Here is a 17,538-nt window from a genome sequence, read left to right on the forward strand (position 1 = left end):
CCGATATAAAAGACAGCCTGATCACTGTCTTTTACATAAACGTATCCACAATTAAAAACAGATTAAGTGCGACAACAAGAGCTGCTATCACCCAAGATATTCCGGTCACCCAGCGAGCATTCGTCAAATCGCCCATAATTCGTTTTTTACTTGTAAACAAAATGAGCGGAATTAAAGCAAACGCAATTCCAAAGGATAAGACCACTTGACTCATCACAAGCGCAGATGTCGGATTGACTCCAGATGCAATGATCGCAATAGGTGGAATGATGGTAATCAGCCGGCGGACATACAGCGGGATTCGGTACTGAATAAAACCCTGCATAATAATATCGCCTGACAGTGTACCGACAGAAGAACTGGAAAGTCCGGCTACAAGCAGACCTACACCAAATAAGATCGCTGATACAGGACCTGCGAGAGTTCCAAAATGCTGAAATGCTACATCTAAATCCTCAACAAAAAGACCATTTTTAAAAAATAAAGCAGCTGCTACAATCAACATGCTGGCATTGATGGCGCCAGCAACTACCATCGCAATGAGGATGTCTAAAAACTCAAAACGAAAAATCAGCTTTTTCTCTTTTTCCGTTCTGCCGACGACTCTTCTTTGCGTTAAGGCTGAATGGAGATAGATCGCATGCGGCATCACCGTAGCGCCTAAAATACCAGCGGCAAGCAGTACGCTGTCTGTCCCTTCAAACCTTGGAATGAACAGTCCACCGGCGACACTTGCAAGATCAGGTTTGGCGACAAAGGTTTGTACAGCGAAAGCAATCACGACAACAAACAGCATGCCGGTAATTCCTGCTTCTAACGCTCGATAACCTCGTCTTTGGAGCTCTAAAATGGCAAAAGAACCGATCGCTGCAATAATCGATGCTTCAAGCAGCGGGATACGAAAGAGTAAGTATAAACCAAGGGCAGCCCCGATAAATTCGGCTAAATCTGTGGCGATAATGACGAGTTCGCCCTGAATCCATAAACCGATCGAGACTGGTTTTGGAAACTCTTCTCGAGCAATTTCAGGTAAATTTTTCCCTGTTGCGATTCCAAGCTTTGCAGACAAAGACTGGATGAGTAAGGCCATGAGATTGGATATGAGAATGACCCATAACAGAAGGTAGCCATATTTCGAGCCAGCTGCAATGTTGGTCGCAAAGTTTCCTGGATCAATATAGGCAATGGCGGCGATAAAAGCAGGCCCGAGAAAAGGAAGGAGCCTTCTAAATCCTTTCACCTTTCCTTCAAGTGCACGCTCCGCTGCCACTGACATGTGGGCTTGTGCCTCGATGTATTTGTTTGTCATATGTCATCACCTAGATTCTACAAAGTTTTGCTTTGGCACAAAAAGTTTCCTCGATGCAATTTTTAATCATCATATGCCCATCTTCATGAAAAGTCAACTATCTGAACTAATAGGTTTGTTTATCATATGTAAGTGAAAAAAATAGATACCTTGTCAATCAACACATAAAAAACACCGCCTCTTATCTTAGGCGGTGCATCCTCTGCTTCCTCTTCTTTTGTATCGTTTTTTAAGAAACCCTTGATCCAACGCTGCGGAAGATCAAGCTTAAAATAATGACGAAAATGGCTGCTCCTAAGATCGCTGGAATGATCGCAAATCCTGCCAGACTAGGACCCCACGTTCCAAGTAATCCATGACCAATCCAAGCACCTGCAAGCCCAGCAATCATTGAACCGATCCAGCCTCCTGGTACACTGCCTCCAGCGAGTGCACTCCCAATGAGACCAATGACAATCGCCACAACTAATGAAATCAGAAATCCTAACATGTTGATCACTCCTCTTTTGTTTGTTTACTAAGCAATAACCGTTTTAAAAGAGATTAAAACCTTTCGGAACCACTTCAATGTTCGATACGTATGATGGACAAGGATTGTGTATAATAACAGACATATACTTGAACGGCATCTAAGGAGGCAAATGGCATGGAGGAAAGAGAGTGGCTAAAAGCACAATTAAAAGAGATTGAAAAATGGGAGAAAGACCAGCAAAAGGTATGGTTTTGGGAGAAACTCAGCCGGCTTCCATTTCAAATGCTGGACAAGCTGACCCCTGCCTTTATTCAAAAGAAAATCGGTGTGTTATTAGATGAGATGGGGCACTACATTCAATCAGGCGGTGTCTATTTGACGTCAGAGAAAGGCATTATTCATCAATTTCAAAAGAAATGTGCCGATGAATCGATTCAGCGTATTGAAGATATTGAGGCGGCTCCGATCGAGGTCATGGATGCCATTAGTGATCAGATGGGGAAAAACCGAACAAACCTCGCCACTGTGCAAGGTGCGACAACAGGTGTCGGAGGTATGTTTACATTAGCGGCAGATATTCCGGCTGTCCTCGGTCTCTCTTTAAAAACATTACAGGATATCGCCGTCACCTATGGCTATGATCCGAAAAATAAAGAAGAACGAGTCTTTATCATTAAATGTTTACAGCTGAATTCTGCTGACGTTGTTGGGAAAAAATCAATATTAAAAGAGCTGAAGAGCTATCATGCATCAGAAGGGAAGCACGAAAACATGATCTCTCAAATTCAAGGATGGCGTGAGGTCGTATATAACTACCGTGATTCGTTTGGCTGGAAGAAGCTGTTTCAACTTGTCCCAATTGCGGGTATTTTGTTTGGTGCAGCGTCCAACCGCTCACAGTTAAAAGGAATTGCCGAAACAGGCATCATGCAATATCGAAAGCGCAGAATATTAACAAGATTAGAGGAGCTCGCTCAGCAAGAACAGCGTGACTCCGGCGCATAAAAAAATCCCTTTCTCGAAGGGATTTTTTATTTGGTCTCAGCATCTTCTTCAAACGCTTGAATCGGAGAATATTCATAGCGTGCCCGGAGCTCGCGGATTTGTTTGATCAAGGTTGAACCGATGATCCTTTCTGCTTCATCATACAAAGGATCGAGCGCCTTCATCCATTTTTGCCGCTCTGCTGGTGTTAATTCGTGTATGGCAATTGGAGATTCGCGTTTAATATCCTCCAGCTGATCCTTGTTCATTTGTTCGGCATGTTTTTCATTCCATGCCGTTGTTTCTTCCATCGCTTCGAGTAAAATTCGCTTCGTCTCAGGTGTTTGACGATCAAAAAAGGATTGATCTGTTAAGACGACATACCCTAAATACCCGTGATTACTGATCGTCATATAGTCTTGTATATGATAGAATTTTTTTGAATAAATATTTGAAATTGTATTTTCTTCACCGTCTACTTTTTTTGTTTCTAGCAGCTGAAATGTTGAATTGAACGATTCCTGATAGGGTTTTGCGCCAAGAAGCTTGAATTGCTTTTCAATCATGTCACTTTGCATAATACGGAGAGATTGTTTTTTTAAATCACTAGGCTGCTTGATTGGGCCTTTATTCGAAGTGATTTGCTTAAAGCCATTTGTCCAGTAGGCCATTCCCTTTAGTCCGTCTTTTTGCAGTGTGCCGAACAGTCTCTGTCCAATCGCACCATGTAACCCTTCTTGGACAGCATCGTAGTTAGAAAAGGCAAAGGGCAGATCAAGTGCCAGCCATTCAGGGGACAGCATGCCGAGCTTTGACGTAGACGGAGCAATAAATTGAACTTGATTCTCTTTTAGTGCATTAATTTCTTCGATATCAGAATAAAGACTTCCGTTTGAAAAGATTTGAATGCTGATCCTGCCGTCGGATTTTTCATGAACAAGCTCAGCAAATTTCTTTGCAGCCAGCCCTTTTGGGGTATTATCTGCGACAACATGGCTGAATTTGAACACAAGCTGATCCTTCAGCCCAGTCTGTTCATCATCGAAGATCGTCGCTGATTTAGGCATCATATGATAAAAACCAAAGTATAAAGCGGTTACAAAACCGATGATGAGCAATAGCGTATAGGCGAGTAAATTCTTCATGCGTCAGATCCCCCTTATGTCAAGGATACTTGACAGAGGAAGAATTCGTAAAGATACAGGTGAAAAAATGATGAGAAATCGACTAAAATTACAACAATTATCTATTAGATGGAAGCTCACCATCCTCACATATTTCGTTGTCATTTTTGCCCTTTTAATCGGAGGAATTGTTCTAGTCGGGGGAATTCAGCAAACAGAGGAACGAGAACTTCGAAAAAGGCTCATGAACACGGCAAGAACAGTAGCTGAGATGAATGAGGTAAAGCAGGCATTGGATGATCAGACAAAGGAGCGTGCGCAGTTACAGCATGCCATTGAAGAGATTCGGATTATCCAAGATGCTGACTACATTGTTGTCATGGATATGGATCACGTGCGATTGACACATCCAGTGAAAACAAGGATTGGCCAGCGCTCTGAGGGGACAGATGAAGAACCTGCCTTTGCAGAGCATATCTATTTCTCAGAAGCACAGGGAGAGCTTGGCACAGCCATTAGAGCCTTTTATCCAGTAAAGGATGAAAAATTTAACCAAACAGGGGTTGTACTAGTCGGAAGAACACTGCCGAGTATGGCAGATATATTAGGAGAAATGAAGCGAGATATCCTCATGATCCTTTTGCTCACGCTCAGCTTTGGGCTTGTCGGTTCATTTTTGCTCGCCCGTCATATTAAACAGCAAATGTTTAAGCTGGAGCCACATGAGATTGTCAGAATGCTAGAGGAGCGCACCGCTACCTTTCATTCCATTAATGAAGGGGTCATTGCCATTGATAACCAGCACATGATCACCATTTTTAATGAAAAAGCAAAGCAAATTTTCAGCGTGACTGGTGATGTAGTGGGCCGAAATATTTGGGATGTGCTGTCAGATACAAGGCTTCCAGAAATCATTGACCGCGCAGAACCCGTCTACAATGAAGAAATTCATATGAGCGGAAAGCGGATCATGAGCAGCCGAATTCCGATTGTGATGAAAAAGAAAATCATCGGAGCGGTTGCGATTTTTCAGGACCGGACAGAGGCGGCCAAATTGGCGGAGGAATTAACCGGGGTGAAGAACTTCGTTGATGGCCTGCGGGTGCAAAATCATGAACATATGAATAAGCTTCATACAATTGCGGGATTAATTCAGCTGGGGAAAGCCGATCAAGCACTCGATTTAGCGTTCCAAACGACCGAAGAACAGGAGCATGTGACGGACTTTCTCCACCGTGTAATACAGCATGACGCAGTGGCAGGTTTATTGATGAGCAAGATAAGAAGGGGCAAGGAGCTAGGCATAAAGGTTGAAGTAGATGAAAATAGCAGTCTGCGCGATTTCCCAGAGCGGCTGGATCAGCATGATATGACGAAACTACTTGGCAACCTGATCGAGAACGCCTTTGCCGCGTATGATACTGTAGAAAGAGACACAAAACTCATTTCTATTAGTATTGATCAAACAGAGGATGTCCTCGCGATCTTAATTGAAGATTATGGTTCTGGAATAGAAGAGGACATGATTCCTCATATTTTCGACAAAGGCTTTACTCACGGTAAAGAAGGCGGAACAGGCTACGGACTGTATATTGTAAAAACGATTATCGACAAAGGAATGGGAAATGTAGAAGTCACATCAAGCATCGGCATTGGTACCACCTTCTCAATCGAATTCCCAATGACAATAGAGGAGAGAGACAGATGACTCAGATTAAGGTGCTATTAATTGAAGATGACCCGATGGTGCAAGAAGTCAATAAAGAGTTCATTAAGAGTGTCCCTGGCTTTCAAGTTGCGGCTGTAGCAGGAAATGGCGAGCAGGGCATCCAGCTGATCAAAGACATTCGCCCAGATCTTGTGGTGCTCGATGTGTATATGCCTAAAAAAGATGGCGTCAAAACACTGCAAGACATCAGAAAGCAAAAGATGCAGGTGGATGTGATTGTGATTTCGGCAGCAAAGGACAAAGAGACGATCGGCACCATGCTTCAAAATGGTGCCCGAGATTATATCATTAAGCCATTTAAGTTTGAACGGATGAAAGAATCTCTTGAAAGCTATAAAGCGTTCAAATCAAAAATTCGTACCGCAGCAGAATTTTCTCAAGAGATGCTCGATGATATCATACGAAAGCCTGCAGTTAAGCAGGAAGAGACATGGCTTCCTAAGGGGCTGAATGTGCATACGATGAATGAAATTAAAGCCTATATGCGTCTGCAAGAAGGAGCGCAGTCTGCAGAGGAAGTCGCCAATGCACTTGGGATTGCACGTGTCACGGCACGCCGTTATTTAGACTTCCTTGTAAAAGAAGGCGAGCTGAAATTAGATATGCAATATGGCGGGGTCGGACGCCCTGTGAATAAATATATCGTACATTCTGACTAAGAGACCAAAAAGACCAAAATGTACGATATGTCCATAAGCTTCCCAGCCTTTGATGAAATCGCTATCATTTACCTACAGATAACAGTTAAGCGTTTACATCAAAGGGTGAGGGAGTTGATTTTTTATGAAGAGGCTATTGAAGAACCTGACATTTCAGGTCATTGCAGCTGTCATTATCGGGATCATTGTTGGGATGGTTTGGCCAAACGTAGGGAAAGAAATGAAGCCGCTTGGTGACACATTTATTAATGCAGTGAAAATGGTCATTGCACCCATTATTTTCTTAACCATTGTTCTTGGAATTGCCAAGATGGGGGACATGAAAAAGGTTGGAAAAGTTGGGGGAAAAGCTTTTATCTATTTTGAAGTTGTGACGACGCTTGCGCTTGTCATCGGACTGTTTGTGGTCAATATCATGAAGCCGGGAGCGGGTCTTGACTATAGTAAGCTTGAAAAAGGGGATGTCTCGCAATATACCCAAAATGGGGGACAGGGTATCGACTGGATGGAGTTTGTCACACACATTGTGCCATCTAACATGGTAGATGCCTTTGCAAAGGGAGATATTTTACAGGTCTTATTCTTCTCTATTTTATTCGGTGTTGCGCTCGCTGCACTTGGCGAGAAGGGGAAAGGCATCATCGAATGGCTTGATAAACTGTCGCTTGTCTTCTTTAAAATCATTGGTTACATCATGCGTGCCGCTCCATTAGGGGCATTTGGAGCAATGGCTTATACAATCGGACACTTCGGTTTAGCTTCAATTAAACCACTGGCTAGTCTGATGCTTTCCGTTTATATGACGATGTTCCTGTTTATTTTCGTCGTGCTGAACATCATTTGTAAAATGTATGGCTTCAGCCTGTTCGGTTATCTCCGTTTTATCAAAGATGAAATTTTAATTGTTCTTGGCACAAGTTCTTCAGAATCTGTCTTGCCAAGAATGATGGATAAAATGGAACGCTACGGGTGCTCTAAGTCGGTTGTTGGACTTGTCATTCCGACAGGCTATTCCTTTAACTTAGATGGAACCTCAATCTACTTGTCCATGGCCGTGGTCTTCTTAGCGCAAGTGTTTGGGGTGGACCTATCCATCGGACAGCAAATCACGATTATCCTTGTTCTGATGCTCACATCAAAGGGAGCAGCTGGAGTCACAGGAAGCGGATTTATCGTGCTAGCTTCTACACTTGCTGCACTTCAGGTTATCCCGCTAGAAGGTCTTGCACTGCTATTAGGGGTCGACCGTTTCATGAGTGAAGGAAGAGCGATTACGAACCTGATTGGAAATGGAATTGCTACAATTGTTGTAGCGAAAAGTGAAGGGGAATTTGACGAAGCGAAGAGTAAAACAGCGCTACAGGAAATGCGAAATATCAAGCAGGCTGTTTAGTATAAAAACAAGAAAAAACCGAAACCTTATGTCTACATGGGGTTCGGTTTTTTCTTGTGTAAAAAAAGAAAAAACATAAAAGCTTGATTAATTTAGGACGAATCGTAAGACCTCATTGACCTTTTGTTATATAATTTACAGAAAGATCCGATATAATGAATATGAGATCCAACGAAAAATAGACTTTAGTCCTGGCAGGTGTGTAACGTATGGCGGCATTTTTTAAATTGTTCGAAAAACCTGGTGTCAAGAGGTTTTCAGTATTTGTAGTATTAGCCACAGCATTATATCTATTAAGAGGAATGATGAATTTAATCCTCCTGACCTTCATTTTCACTTTTTTAATGAACCGGTTAGAAGAGGTCATAAGAGGCTTTTTAAATCGCTTCCTGAAAATAGGACAGAAATCAGTCATCACCATTTTGTACATCCTTCTGGCTGGTGGATTGACGTTTGGCGGCTTTGTGTTTGTGCCCATCATTGCTAAACAGGTGGAACAGTTATTTCATTTAGGGAAAAAGATTGCAGATCATCCACAAGATTTACCCTTCTTTGACGTCGTCACCAATGTGTTCGGAGATTTCAAAATATCTTCTTTCTTCGAGAAAGGGTTTAATTTCCTCTATACATACTTAACAGATTTCAGCACGTTCAGTATCCAGGTCATTATGTCCTTAATATTAAGCATGTTCTTCCTGTTCGAAAAGGAACGCCTCATTCAATTCATGAATAAGTTCAAAACGAGTAAAATCTCCGTGTTCTATCATGAAATTGCCTTCTTTGGACGTAAGTTTTCCAGAACATTTGGTAAGGTACTTGAAGCACAGTTCATCATTGCAACAGTTAACTGTGTCTTAACGACAATTGCGCTTGGCATTATGGGCTTCCCGCAATTATTTGGATTAGCGGTCATGGTCTTCTTGTTAGGTTTAATTCCGGTAGCGGGTGTGGTCATCTCCCTCGTTCCACTCAGCATTATTGCGTATACACTTGGAGGCGGAATGTACGTCTTATACATTGTGCTGGTGATCGTGATCATCCATGCCATTGAAGCCTACTTCTTAAATCCGAAGCTCATGTCAGCTAAAACAGAGCTCCCTATTTTCTTCACGTTTATTGTCCTGATCTTTTCTGAACACTATATTGGCATTTGGGGACTGATTATCGGCATCCCAATCTTTGTATTTATCTTAGATATCTTGGAGGTCACGAATAAGGAAGAAAGTAATTAAAAAGTTCATATGAACCTGTTTACAATTTTCTAAAAATAAGGTATAAATAGTATGAAAATATCATATTACCACACGCTTAATCCTTCTAAAGGAATGGGGGACCCAAGTTTTTGGGGTGAATTTTTCTTATTTAAGAAAAAAGGACATCTCTTCGTCCTAACCCGTCAGCTAACCTCATCAGCGTGAAGAGAGTAGACAGTGGTACACGTATGGACACGCAGGCCCACGAGAAGACTCTCTCGTGGGCCTTTTTGACGAGGAAGGGGAGATTTTATTGAAGCTTGCGACGAAAATTATTATTGCTTTAATTGTAGGTGCAATCACAGGACTACTGCTCAACATTTTTGCTCCAAATGTATTCAAAGTGTTAGACCCTTATCTATTTACACCTCTAGGTCAAATCTTCTTAAACCTGATTAAAATGTTAGTTGTACCGATTGTCTTCTTTTCGATCACACTTGGTGTGGCAGGCCTTGGCGATCCGAAAAAACTTGGCAGAATCGGCGTAAAAACCATTACTTACTTTCTACTCACTACGACTTTTGCCATCATTATTGGCATTTCATTGGCCTTACTTATTAAGCCAGGCGCATTTGGCAATTTTGATACGAAAGCGGCAGAATATTCCGCTGAGGAAGCCCCATCAATGGCAGACACACTACTCAATATTATTCCAACCAATCCAGTCCAATCTCTAGTTGAAGGAAATATGCTTCAAATTATCGTCTTCTGTGTATTTTTAGGTCTTGGCATTGCCTTGCTCGGTAAAAAAACAGAAGGTTTGCTGAAGCTGTTTGAACAAGGAAATGAATTAATGATGTATCTTGTCGGTGTTGTGATGAAATTCGCACCGTACGGGACATTCGGTTTGATCGCAACGGCAATTGGCAGTCAGGGGCTCGATGCTATGAAAGCGATGGGACTTTACTTCTCAGTCGTCTTAATTGCGCTGATCTTGCATTTCTTCCTGACCTATGGGTCAACCGTTGCCCTATTAGCAAAACGAAATCCAATGGCATTCTTCAAAGGATTTTCTCCAGCGATGGTTGTGGCATTTAGTACATCAAGCAGTAACGCAGTACTGCCAGTATCAATGGAAACAGCTCAAAAGCGCTTAAAGGTGCCAGAACCTATTTCAAGCTTTGTGCAGCCGCTAGGTGCGACCATTAATATGGATGGTACAGCGATCATGCAAGGGGTTGCGACTATTTTTATCGCACAAGTGTATGGAGTTGAATTAACCCTTGTTCAAATGCTGACAGTTGTCTTAACGGCAGTACTAGCAAGTATTGGCACAGCAGGTGTCCCAGGGGTAGGGCTCATCATGCTAGCCATGGTTTTAAATTCCGTGAATCTTCCTGTTGAGGGCATTGCGCTGATCCTTGGCATAGACCGCTTATTAGACATGGCAAGAACCGTGGTCAATATTACAGGTGATGCAGCATGTGCGGTGATTGTTTCTGAAACCGAGAAGAAACATGAGAAGGAAGCACCAACACCTAATTTATCACTGTAACAACAAAAAGGGCTGACTGGATCAGCCCTTTTTTTCGTGGAACGTCTTGTCTAGCGTGATATACTTTTTACAGGATGAGCGGCCGTAACTGCCGCCATAGGTTTTACATCAGAAGGAGGAACCACTTTGCAGTCTGCTGTTTTACACATAGAGAACGTCGATAAACAAATTGGCCGGCATCAAATTTTGCAACATATTTCGATGGACATTAGGCAAGGGGAAATTGTCGGTTTACTTGGACCAAATGGGTCTGGAAAAACGACCTTGATTCGATTGATCGTTGGCTTGATGAAAAAAAACAACGGCCGGATCATCATGAATGGATATTCTCAAGATGATGATCATCTAAAGGCGATGTCATCTGTTGGAGCGATCATAGAAAATCCGGAATTTTATTCATATTTAACAGGTTTTGAAAACCTTGAGCTGTATGCATCTATGCATGATGGAGTTTCAGAAGAGCGCATTTTTGAAGTGGTAAAAAGAGTTCGTCTGGAGCACGCCATTCACCAGAAGGTCAAAACGTATTCACTAGGGATGAAACAAAGGCTCGGGATTGCACAAGCCATTTTGCATAAGCCCAATCTGCTCATTTTAGATGAACCAACAAATGGGCTTGATCCCGCAGGAATGAAGGAGTTTCGAGAGCACTTGCAAATGCTTGTACAAGAAGAAGGTGTCTCTGTGTTATTTGCTACACATCTTTTGCATGAAGTAGAAGAGCTTTGTGACCGCATGATCATCATCCAAAAAGGACAGATCAAAGCCAATACAAACCTTCGCGACATGGAAGGAAAAGAGCAGGTGCTGATGAATATTCAGCCAGTAGAAAAGGCAGTTTCATGGCTAGATACGCAAGGATATACATATGAACAAAGGGATCAACATGTGCTGGTTCAACTGAATAAAGACCGTGTGCCGGAGCTGAATAAACAGCTTGTCTTAGCAGAATTTGATGTACTTGAAATGACGCCTCAAAAACAATCAATTGAAGAGGCCTTTATGAAATGGACGGAAGGCGGGACGGCAGATGCTTCAACTCATCAAGAATGAACATAAAAAAATCACGAGACAAAAGATCACATTCATTGCACTTGGACTGATTGTTGTCTTTCAATTGACGATGGCTCTAGCATTGAAACGAGTCATTTCCGGGCTTGGCGGGCAAGATACAGTCGCGAACTATTTTGCTTATTCCACGAATGTTGTGTTTATTTTACAAGTGTTCGCTGTCGTGATTGGCGCCACATTGATCTCAACAGAGTTTCAAAAAAGAACCATCAAGTTCTTGTTGATCCGGCCAAAGACAAGGCTTCATATTTTCTTGTCAAAATACATCACGCTTGTGCTGATGGTCCTTTACCTGTTTGTTTTTTATTATGTGTTCGCTTTTCTTTTTGGCCTTATTTTCTTTGGTACTGATTTTGATGAAAGCACTGGGCGGTTATTTCTGCACACATTTGCTGTGATTGGATCACAGTGGGTGGAAGTGGTCATGATGGCAAGCTTTGCTTTTCTGTGCTCAAGTTTGTTTAGAAACAGTCTGATTGCACTTGTGACTTCATTTTTCGTCTTATACGCGGCGAAATCACTAGTGTCGATCATGTCTCTGTTAGAAAATCAGTGGGGGAAGATTCTACTTTTCGCTAATACTGACTTTACACAATACAGTTTTCAAGGTCCGCCGCTCTTTCAGGGCATGAGCCCTCTTTTTTCGCTATTCATTGTAGGGGCGCATTTCGTTTTTTTTGTTGGTGCTGCTTGGCTCCTTTTTTGGAAGCGTGATGTAAATGTGTAAAAATTGTGTCAAATAACAAGAAAAATTCGTGACATCTTTGTGAAAACGAATCTGTATTTCACGATAACCGGCTGATTTTGTCTTATAATAAGACAGAGTCATGGAGGTGGCACTATCGTGAAAAATTTTATTACGGCTTTACCTATTTTGCTGCTGTTGTCGTTTTCGTTTGTGTCTTTTGCCTTCCAGTTTGATCATCTTGTTTATTTCAGACTAGCGCTAGGGATCTTTTCATTAGCGGGTCTTTTCTTTCTGTATACACTTAAAAGAAACATGAAATGGTTCATGGTCTATTTATATGCGAGCTGGATCGTTCTTGCTGCCGTTACGACATTTGAAGAACCCGTGTTTTCACAATTCTTCTTCGGTGGTTTAACGATGACAATGGGTTATCTAACATATATGCTCATCTATTTAGGAATGAAACAAGACCGTGTAGCGAAATCACATTAAAACAAAAGCCGATAAAATCGAAGAATAGATTTTATCGGCTTTTTCTTTTCTTCAGGCAAATAAAAAAGCAGCCATCTGTTTGACTGCTCTTCTTGTGTTTATGATTCACGTCCAGCAGCGGCAAGCTGCTTCTGGTGCTTTTTGTCGATGGTTGCGTATATACTTTCCATCATCTTAGGGTCTCGCATGATCGCTTCTTTGTTTTCTTCAATCAATTGCTGATACGTTTTGATTTTCTTCTTAGACATGTAACTCAACGCTCCTTTGGTAGAATGGACTCTATAAGATTTCACACAGATGAAATTGATAATCATTTTCAATTAGCAACTCCATTATACAAAGCAGAATGTCATAAGTAAAGATTCAATTCAGAAAATTCACGTAACCGACATATTCCCATCCATATCGACGATGAATTCTTTCCCAGGAAATAATCCGCTGTCAAACCTTGTCATGAAATCAGATCAAACATTCCTGCCGATGTTGAAACATTTTAGCCGTACATCTCGTCTTATGAAGAGATTTGATTTAAAAGGATATAAAAAAAGACACCAGCATGAGTTGGCTGATGTCTCCATTCAAATGAGTTATGAAACGTGTTCTTGAAGAAACTCTGTTACTTCTTCAGGTGATTTAGCGTTGGCACTGTGTAAATGACCTGTTTTTTCGCCATTTTTGAAAATTAACAGGCTAGGAATTCCCATGACCTGATACGTTTCCGCTAACTCAGGAAAGTCGTCTTTGTTTATTTCAAACCATTCATTCTGAGCATAAGCCTCTAAGATGTCTGGAATGAACATGTCCATTCTAGTGCAATCAGGGCACCATGTCGCAAAGAATTTAACGATGACCTCTTTGTCTGATTGAATGATTTCGTTGAATTGTTCAGTGCTTGTAATTTTTTTCAATTTGTCACAACTCCTTTTCAATGTCATTTTAATATAAAATAAAGGCGAATGACATACAAATGCTCGGGGGGCGCTTACAACCTTTACAAATCATTTCAATTCCGTAACAACAAAAATTAATTAGAGCATTTTTGCTTGAAAGTGATAAGATAGTAAAGATGAATTTTAGTGGGGGGAGTATCCATTGAAAATAAGTTTAGGATTGGTTTACGGCGGAAAGTCAGCCGAACATAATGTATCACTGCAAACAGCCCTTGCAGTTACGAAAGCACTTAACACTGAGAAGTTCGATATACATCCAATTTATATTACAGAAGAGGGCGAATGGCTAAGAGGAGAAAAACTCACTGAACCAGTATCAAACGTCAAAATGCTTCAATTTGAACAAAATGCAAAGACGTTTTTACCAACTTCTTTAAATGAAAGCATGTTTCCACAGCCTGCATCAGCTGATGAAAAGATTGATGTTGTCTTTCCATTGCTACATGGGCCAAATGGTGAAGATGGGACCATGCAAGGGTTACTTGAACTAATGAATATCCCGTATGTCGGTAACGGCGTTCTCGCGTCTGCTGCGGGTATGGATAAAGTCATGATGAAAGATGTGTTTGCTCAAGCTGGGCTTGCGCAGGCAAAGCATCTTTCCTTCAATAAAAAGGATTATGAGAAAGCCATATCAGACAGTCTAGAACAGGTAGAAGCAGTTCTCGGGTATCCTTGTTTTGTGAAACCTGCCAACATGGGATCAAGTGTCGGAATTAGTAAATGCCGCAGCAAAGAAGAGCTGCAAACAGCATTTGATTTGGCTTTCCAATATGATCGTCGTGTCGTTGTGGAAGAAGGCGTTGTAGGACGAGAAATTGAAATTGGTGTATTAGGAAATGACGAGCCGAAATGCTCAGTCGTTGGTGAAATTGCACCTAAAACAGATTTTTATGACTACAAAGCAAAATATGAAGATGGCGATACAGATTTGATCATTCCTGCGAGTGTGACAGAGGAAGAGTACAAGACGATTCACGATATGGCGATTAAGGCTTTTAAAGCCATTGATGGATCTGGCCTCGTACGTGCAGATTTCTTCCTAACAGAAGAAGGCGAAGTGCTGATCAATGAAGTGAATACAATGCCAGGGTTCACACCTTTTAGTATGTTCCCGCTGCTTTGGAAACATACTGGTGTAGAGTATCCTGAGCTGATTGAGAAGCTGGTGTCACTTGCAATTGAACGCCATCAAGAAAAACAAACCATTAAAACCACTTTTTAATGTAAGAAGCAAGCAGACACTATCCTACAGGTAGTGTCTCTTTTCCTTCAAACGTGAAATGAGAAAGAGAGGCGAAAAAACATGATCAAACGTACAGTGAAACAAGTCGCCCAAATGGCTGGTGGCACATTATCGAATGAAGCTTTTGGCGAAGAACAGATACACGGAGTGACAACAGATACACGAAAAGTATCAAAAGGCGCACTATTTATCCCGCTTATTGGGGAACATTTTAACGGTCACACTTTTGCTTCAAAAGCAGTGGAGCTTGGAGCGGCAGCGGTTCTTTGGAATCAAACAGAAGCGAATCCACCGTTCGGTGTACCTGTCATACTTGTAGAGGATACTTTGACAGCACTCCAACAGCTTGCAAAATCATACTTAAAAGAGGAAAACCCTCGAGTTGTCGGTATTACTGGAAGTAATGGCAAAACAACGACGAAAGATATGATCCATTCTGTCCTACAAACGACATACAGAGTCCACAAAACAGATGGCAACTTTAATAATCACATTGGACTTCCACTGACCATCCTTGCGATGCCAGAAGGAACCGAGATTGCTGTACTAGAGATGGGCATGAGTGCAAAAGGGGAAATCGAATTTTTATCTAAACTCGCTGAACCTGATGCAGCTGTCATCACGAATATTGGAGAATCTCATATGCAGGATTTAGGATCAAGAGAAGCTATTGCAGATGCAAAATGTGAGATCACAAAAGGGTTAAAAGAGGATGGGACTTTTTATTATTTAGGAGATGAGCCTTTACTCCGCCAAAGAGCAAATGCCCTGGCACGCAGCGTAAAAACGTTTGGAGAATCAGAGGACTGTGATATCAAGGTGATTCACATTCACCAACTCGCTGAAGGCACTGAATTTCAAGTGGAGGGATATGCTCAAGGGTTTCTCATTCCTGTATTAGGGAAACACAATGTAAAGAATGCTCTTGCAGCTATTGCAATCGGCCAGCATTTCGGTCTGAATGAAAGACAAATTGCCCAAGGGCTGATGCAAACGAAATTGACAGGCATGCGTCTAGAACTGTTTAAAACAGATAAGGGCATCACGGTTATCAACGATGCGTATAATGCGAGTCCTACGTCAATGAAAGCAGCGATTGATCTTGTAGGAGATATGGATGGCTTTGCTAACCGCATACTCGTTCTCGGAGATATGCTGGAGATGGGCAGTGAAGAAGAGACCTATCATTTTGAAGTAGGGGAGTACATCAAGCCTGAGTTTATTGATCATGTTTTAACGTTTGGCCGTCTTGGCGCATTTATTGCTGAAGGAGCGAAGAAAGCATTTGGAGACGATCGCGTGTCTTCTTATATGGACAAAGAAGAACTGAAGAAAAAACTAGCGGATGTGGCAGGACCTGACGATGTCGTTCTGGTCAAAGCTTCCCGTGGCATGAGATTGGAAGACGTTATTACTGCACTATAAATCAGATCGGCAAAGAAGGTGACAGGGTGATTGGCTGTCTATGTATACACGGTTTTACTGGTGCCCCGTATGAAGTAGAGCCGCTTGCGGAATATTTAAAGCAGACGACAGATTGGACGGTACAATCTGTCACGCTTCCGGGGCATGGGGAGGAACTTCAGCTCAAAGGCATTCTCTATCAGGAGTGGATTGCCACCGCTGAATTAGAACTCTTATCCCTTTACCGAACATGTGACACCATTTATTTGGTCGGCTTTTCTATGGGCGGGATGATTGCCTCATATTTAGCAGCGAAGTATCCAGTGGCCCGTCTTGTTCTGTTAAGTGCTGCTGCTAAATATGTAAACCCAAAACAAATGATTCAAGACACAAGGCAGATGGTGAAGGAATCCTTGTCTGGTTTGATTGATACGAACCCATTGTATGATCGATATCGTCATAAGCTGACGAGTACACCGCTATCAGCAGCTGTCGAATTTATGAAATTAGTGAAGCAAACGAAAGGTTCTCTTGAAAAGCTCCATCTACCTGTCTTAATCGTTCAAGGTGAAAGTGATGGGATCGTCCCCGCTTCTAGTGCAGAATTCATTTATCATAAAATCCCGTCCCGTCAGAAAGAAATGTTCTATTTACCTGATTGTAAACATCACGTTTGTCATGAGCCTTGTGCACAGCAATTGTTTGAGAAAGTCGAACAATTTCTAAAAAAAACAATTTAATCTATAGAAAAGCTAAAATGTGGCTAAACTAATATAAATTGAATCCCACTTGTTAAAATTTGCATCATTTTTGTCGAATGAGTGACAGGCCTATGTTACAATAGGTAAGAAAAGGTGGTCGATTCGGTTGTTTCAATATGACGGAAAAACCTTTATCCCGCAGTCTAATTCGAGTAATGGGGAAGTATCGGAAGGAACCATATTTCAATATCGTCAGGACGGGAATATTTTAACGGGCACATATCAAGGCGGCAGTATTCAATCTGGCGTGCTTGTAGGAACTGTGAATATAGACGGAGCACTTCATTTTAGATATCATCATGTAAGTAAGGATGGCAGCATGAGAAGCGGTTCATGTCATTCCACTCCTAAGCAGCTGGATAACGGAAAAATTCAACTGTTTGAAAAGTGGAAATGGATGGACGGAGATCAAAGTGAAGGTGAATCGGTCATTGTCGAGCAGTAGATATATCCATTTCTGTCTTGTTGAAAAACAAATAGTGTAATGGTAAGATATAATGTAGGGTAA

At 41.7% G+C, this 17,538-nt stretch carries 18 protein-coding genes and 1 riboswitch; of the genes, 13 read left to right on the forward strand and 5 right to left on the reverse strand.

The window, feature by feature from the left end; genetic code table 11:
* Positions 1-31: 31 nt before the first annotated feature.
* Complete coding sequence (locus tag NST24_RS02555; RefSeq protein ID WP_008346963.1) at positions 32-1,309, reverse strand: Nramp family divalent metal transporter; 1,278 nt, start codon at positions 1,307-1,309, stop codon at positions 32-34.
* 229 nt (positions 1,310-1,538) lie between these two features.
* Positions 1,539-1,799: a GlsB/YeaQ/YmgE family stress response membrane protein gene (locus NST24_RS02560; RefSeq protein ID WP_003214275.1), complete on the reverse strand. Its 261-nt coding sequence runs from the start codon at positions 1,797-1,799 to the stop codon at positions 1,539-1,541.
* Positions 1,800-1,955: 156 nt separating this feature from the next.
* Between NST24_RS02560 and NST24_RS02565 the strand changes: the two genes are divergently transcribed.
* Positions 1,956-2,786: an EcsC family protein gene (locus NST24_RS02565; protein WP_024720476.1), complete on the forward strand. Its 831-nt coding sequence runs from the start codon at positions 1,956-1,958 to the stop codon at positions 2,784-2,786.
* Positions 2,787-2,812: 26 nt separating this feature from the next.
* On the opposite strand, the gene NST24_RS02570 is transcribed toward NST24_RS02565, so the two are convergent.
* The gene (locus tag NST24_RS02570) at positions 2,813-3,910 is read right to left on the reverse strand and encodes a TRAP transporter substrate-binding protein (RefSeq protein ID WP_096881033.1); all 1,098 of its coding nucleotides are present in this window, start codon (positions 3,908-3,910) and stop codon (positions 2,813-2,815) included.
* A 67-nt stretch (positions 3,911-3,977) separates the two neighbouring features.
* Between NST24_RS02570 and NST24_RS02575 the strand changes: the two genes are divergently transcribed.
* The 8 genes from NST24_RS02575 to NST24_RS02610 all read left to right on the forward strand — a co-directional run bounded on the left by NST24_RS02575 (position 3,978) and on the right by NST24_RS02610 (position 12,669).
* Positions 3,978-5,597, forward strand: a complete 1,620-nt coding sequence (locus tag NST24_RS02575; RefSeq protein WP_342462281.1) for a sensor histidine kinase — start codon at positions 3,978-3,980, stop codon at positions 5,595-5,597.
* On the forward strand, positions 5,594-6,277 hold the full coding sequence (locus NST24_RS02580) for a response regulator (RefSeq protein ID WP_039166112.1): 684 nt from the start codon (positions 5,594-5,596) through the stop codon (positions 6,275-6,277). The genes NST24_RS02575 and NST24_RS02580 overlap by 4 nt, the downstream gene beginning before the upstream one ends.
* Before the next feature lie 124 nt (positions 6,278-6,401).
* Positions 6,402-7,670 carry a C4-dicarboxylate transporter DctP gene (dctP, locus tag NST24_RS02585; protein ID WP_007496516.1) on the forward strand — a complete coding sequence of 423 codons (1,269 nt, stop codon included), beginning with the start codon at positions 6,402-6,404 and terminating at the stop codon, positions 7,668-7,670.
* A gap of 209 nt (positions 7,671-7,879) precedes the next feature.
* Complete coding sequence (locus NST24_RS02590; protein WP_007496515.1) at positions 7,880-8,902, forward strand: AI-2E family transporter; 1,023 nt, start codon at positions 7,880-7,882, stop codon at positions 8,900-8,902.
* Between the two features lie 63 nt (positions 8,903-8,965).
* Positions 8,966-9,099, forward strand: a riboswitch (cyclic di-AMP (ydaO/yuaA leader).
* Between the two features lie 77 nt (positions 9,100-9,176).
* Positions 9,177-10,418 carry a dicarboxylate/amino acid:cation symporter gene (locus NST24_RS02595; protein WP_025206789.1) on the forward strand — a complete coding sequence of 414 codons (1,242 nt, stop codon included), beginning with the start codon at positions 9,177-9,179 and terminating at the stop codon, positions 10,416-10,418.
* Positions 10,419-10,544: 126 nt separating this feature from the next.
* Entirely contained in the window at positions 10,545-11,471 is a 927-nt protein-coding gene (locus tag NST24_RS02600; RefSeq protein WP_171465023.1) for an ABC transporter ATP-binding protein, read from the forward strand.
* The gene (locus tag NST24_RS02605; protein WP_024720482.1) at positions 11,449-12,216 is read left to right on the forward strand and encodes an ABC transporter permease; all 768 of its coding nucleotides are present in this window, start codon (positions 11,449-11,451) and stop codon (positions 12,214-12,216) included. The genes NST24_RS02600 and NST24_RS02605 overlap by 23 nt, the downstream gene beginning before the upstream one ends.
* 117 nt (positions 12,217-12,333) lie before the next feature.
* Positions 12,334-12,669, forward strand: a complete 336-nt coding sequence (locus tag NST24_RS02610) for a hypothetical protein (RefSeq protein ID WP_017366657.1) — start codon at positions 12,334-12,336, stop codon at positions 12,667-12,669.
* A 98-nt stretch (positions 12,670-12,767) separates the two neighbouring features.
* Here the strand turns inward: NST24_RS02610 and fbpB are convergent, their stop codons facing one another.
* Positions 12,768-12,917, reverse strand: coding sequence for a Fur-regulated basic protein FbpB (gene fbpB, locus NST24_RS02615; protein ID WP_017366658.1), 150 nt, complete (start codon positions 12,915-12,917; stop codon positions 12,768-12,770).
* A gap of 339 nt (positions 12,918-13,256) precedes the next feature.
* Positions 13,257-13,577 (reverse strand): thioredoxin family protein, encoded by a 321-nt coding sequence (locus tag NST24_RS02620; protein WP_008346934.1) that lies wholly within the window; start codon positions 13,575-13,577, stop codon positions 13,257-13,259.
* Between the two features lie 184 nt (positions 13,578-13,761).
* Between NST24_RS02620 and NST24_RS02625 the strand changes: the two genes are divergently transcribed.
* The 4 genes from NST24_RS02625 to NST24_RS02640 all read left to right on the forward strand — a co-directional run bounded on the left by NST24_RS02625 (position 13,762) and on the right by NST24_RS02640 (position 17,475).
* On the forward strand, positions 13,762-14,844 hold the full coding sequence (locus NST24_RS02625) for a D-alanine--D-alanine ligase (RefSeq protein ID WP_056703464.1): 1,083 nt from the start codon (positions 13,762-13,764) through the stop codon (positions 14,842-14,844).
* 81 nt (positions 14,845-14,925) lie between these two features.
* Positions 14,926-16,290, forward strand: coding sequence for a UDP-N-acetylmuramoyl-tripeptide--D-alanyl-D-alanine ligase (murF, locus tag NST24_RS02630; RefSeq protein WP_024720484.1), 1,365 nt, complete (start codon positions 14,926-14,928; stop codon positions 16,288-16,290).
* Between the two features lie 26 nt (positions 16,291-16,316).
* Positions 16,317-17,009, forward strand: coding sequence for an alpha/beta fold hydrolase (locus NST24_RS02635; protein ID WP_008346929.1), 693 nt, complete (start codon positions 16,317-16,319; stop codon positions 17,007-17,009).
* Between the two features lie 127 nt (positions 17,010-17,136).
* On the forward strand, positions 17,137-17,475 hold the full coding sequence (locus NST24_RS02640; protein ID WP_113767287.1) for a n-acetylglutamate synthase: 339 nt from the start codon (positions 17,137-17,139) through the stop codon (positions 17,473-17,475).
* Positions 17,476-17,538 lie beyond the last annotated feature (63 nt).

Source organism: Bacillus sp. FSL R5-0286 (assembly GCF_038593245.1).
In the GTDB taxonomy this organism is placed as follows: domain Bacteria; phylum Bacillota; class Bacilli; order Bacillales; family Bacillaceae; genus Bacillus; species Bacillus altitudinis.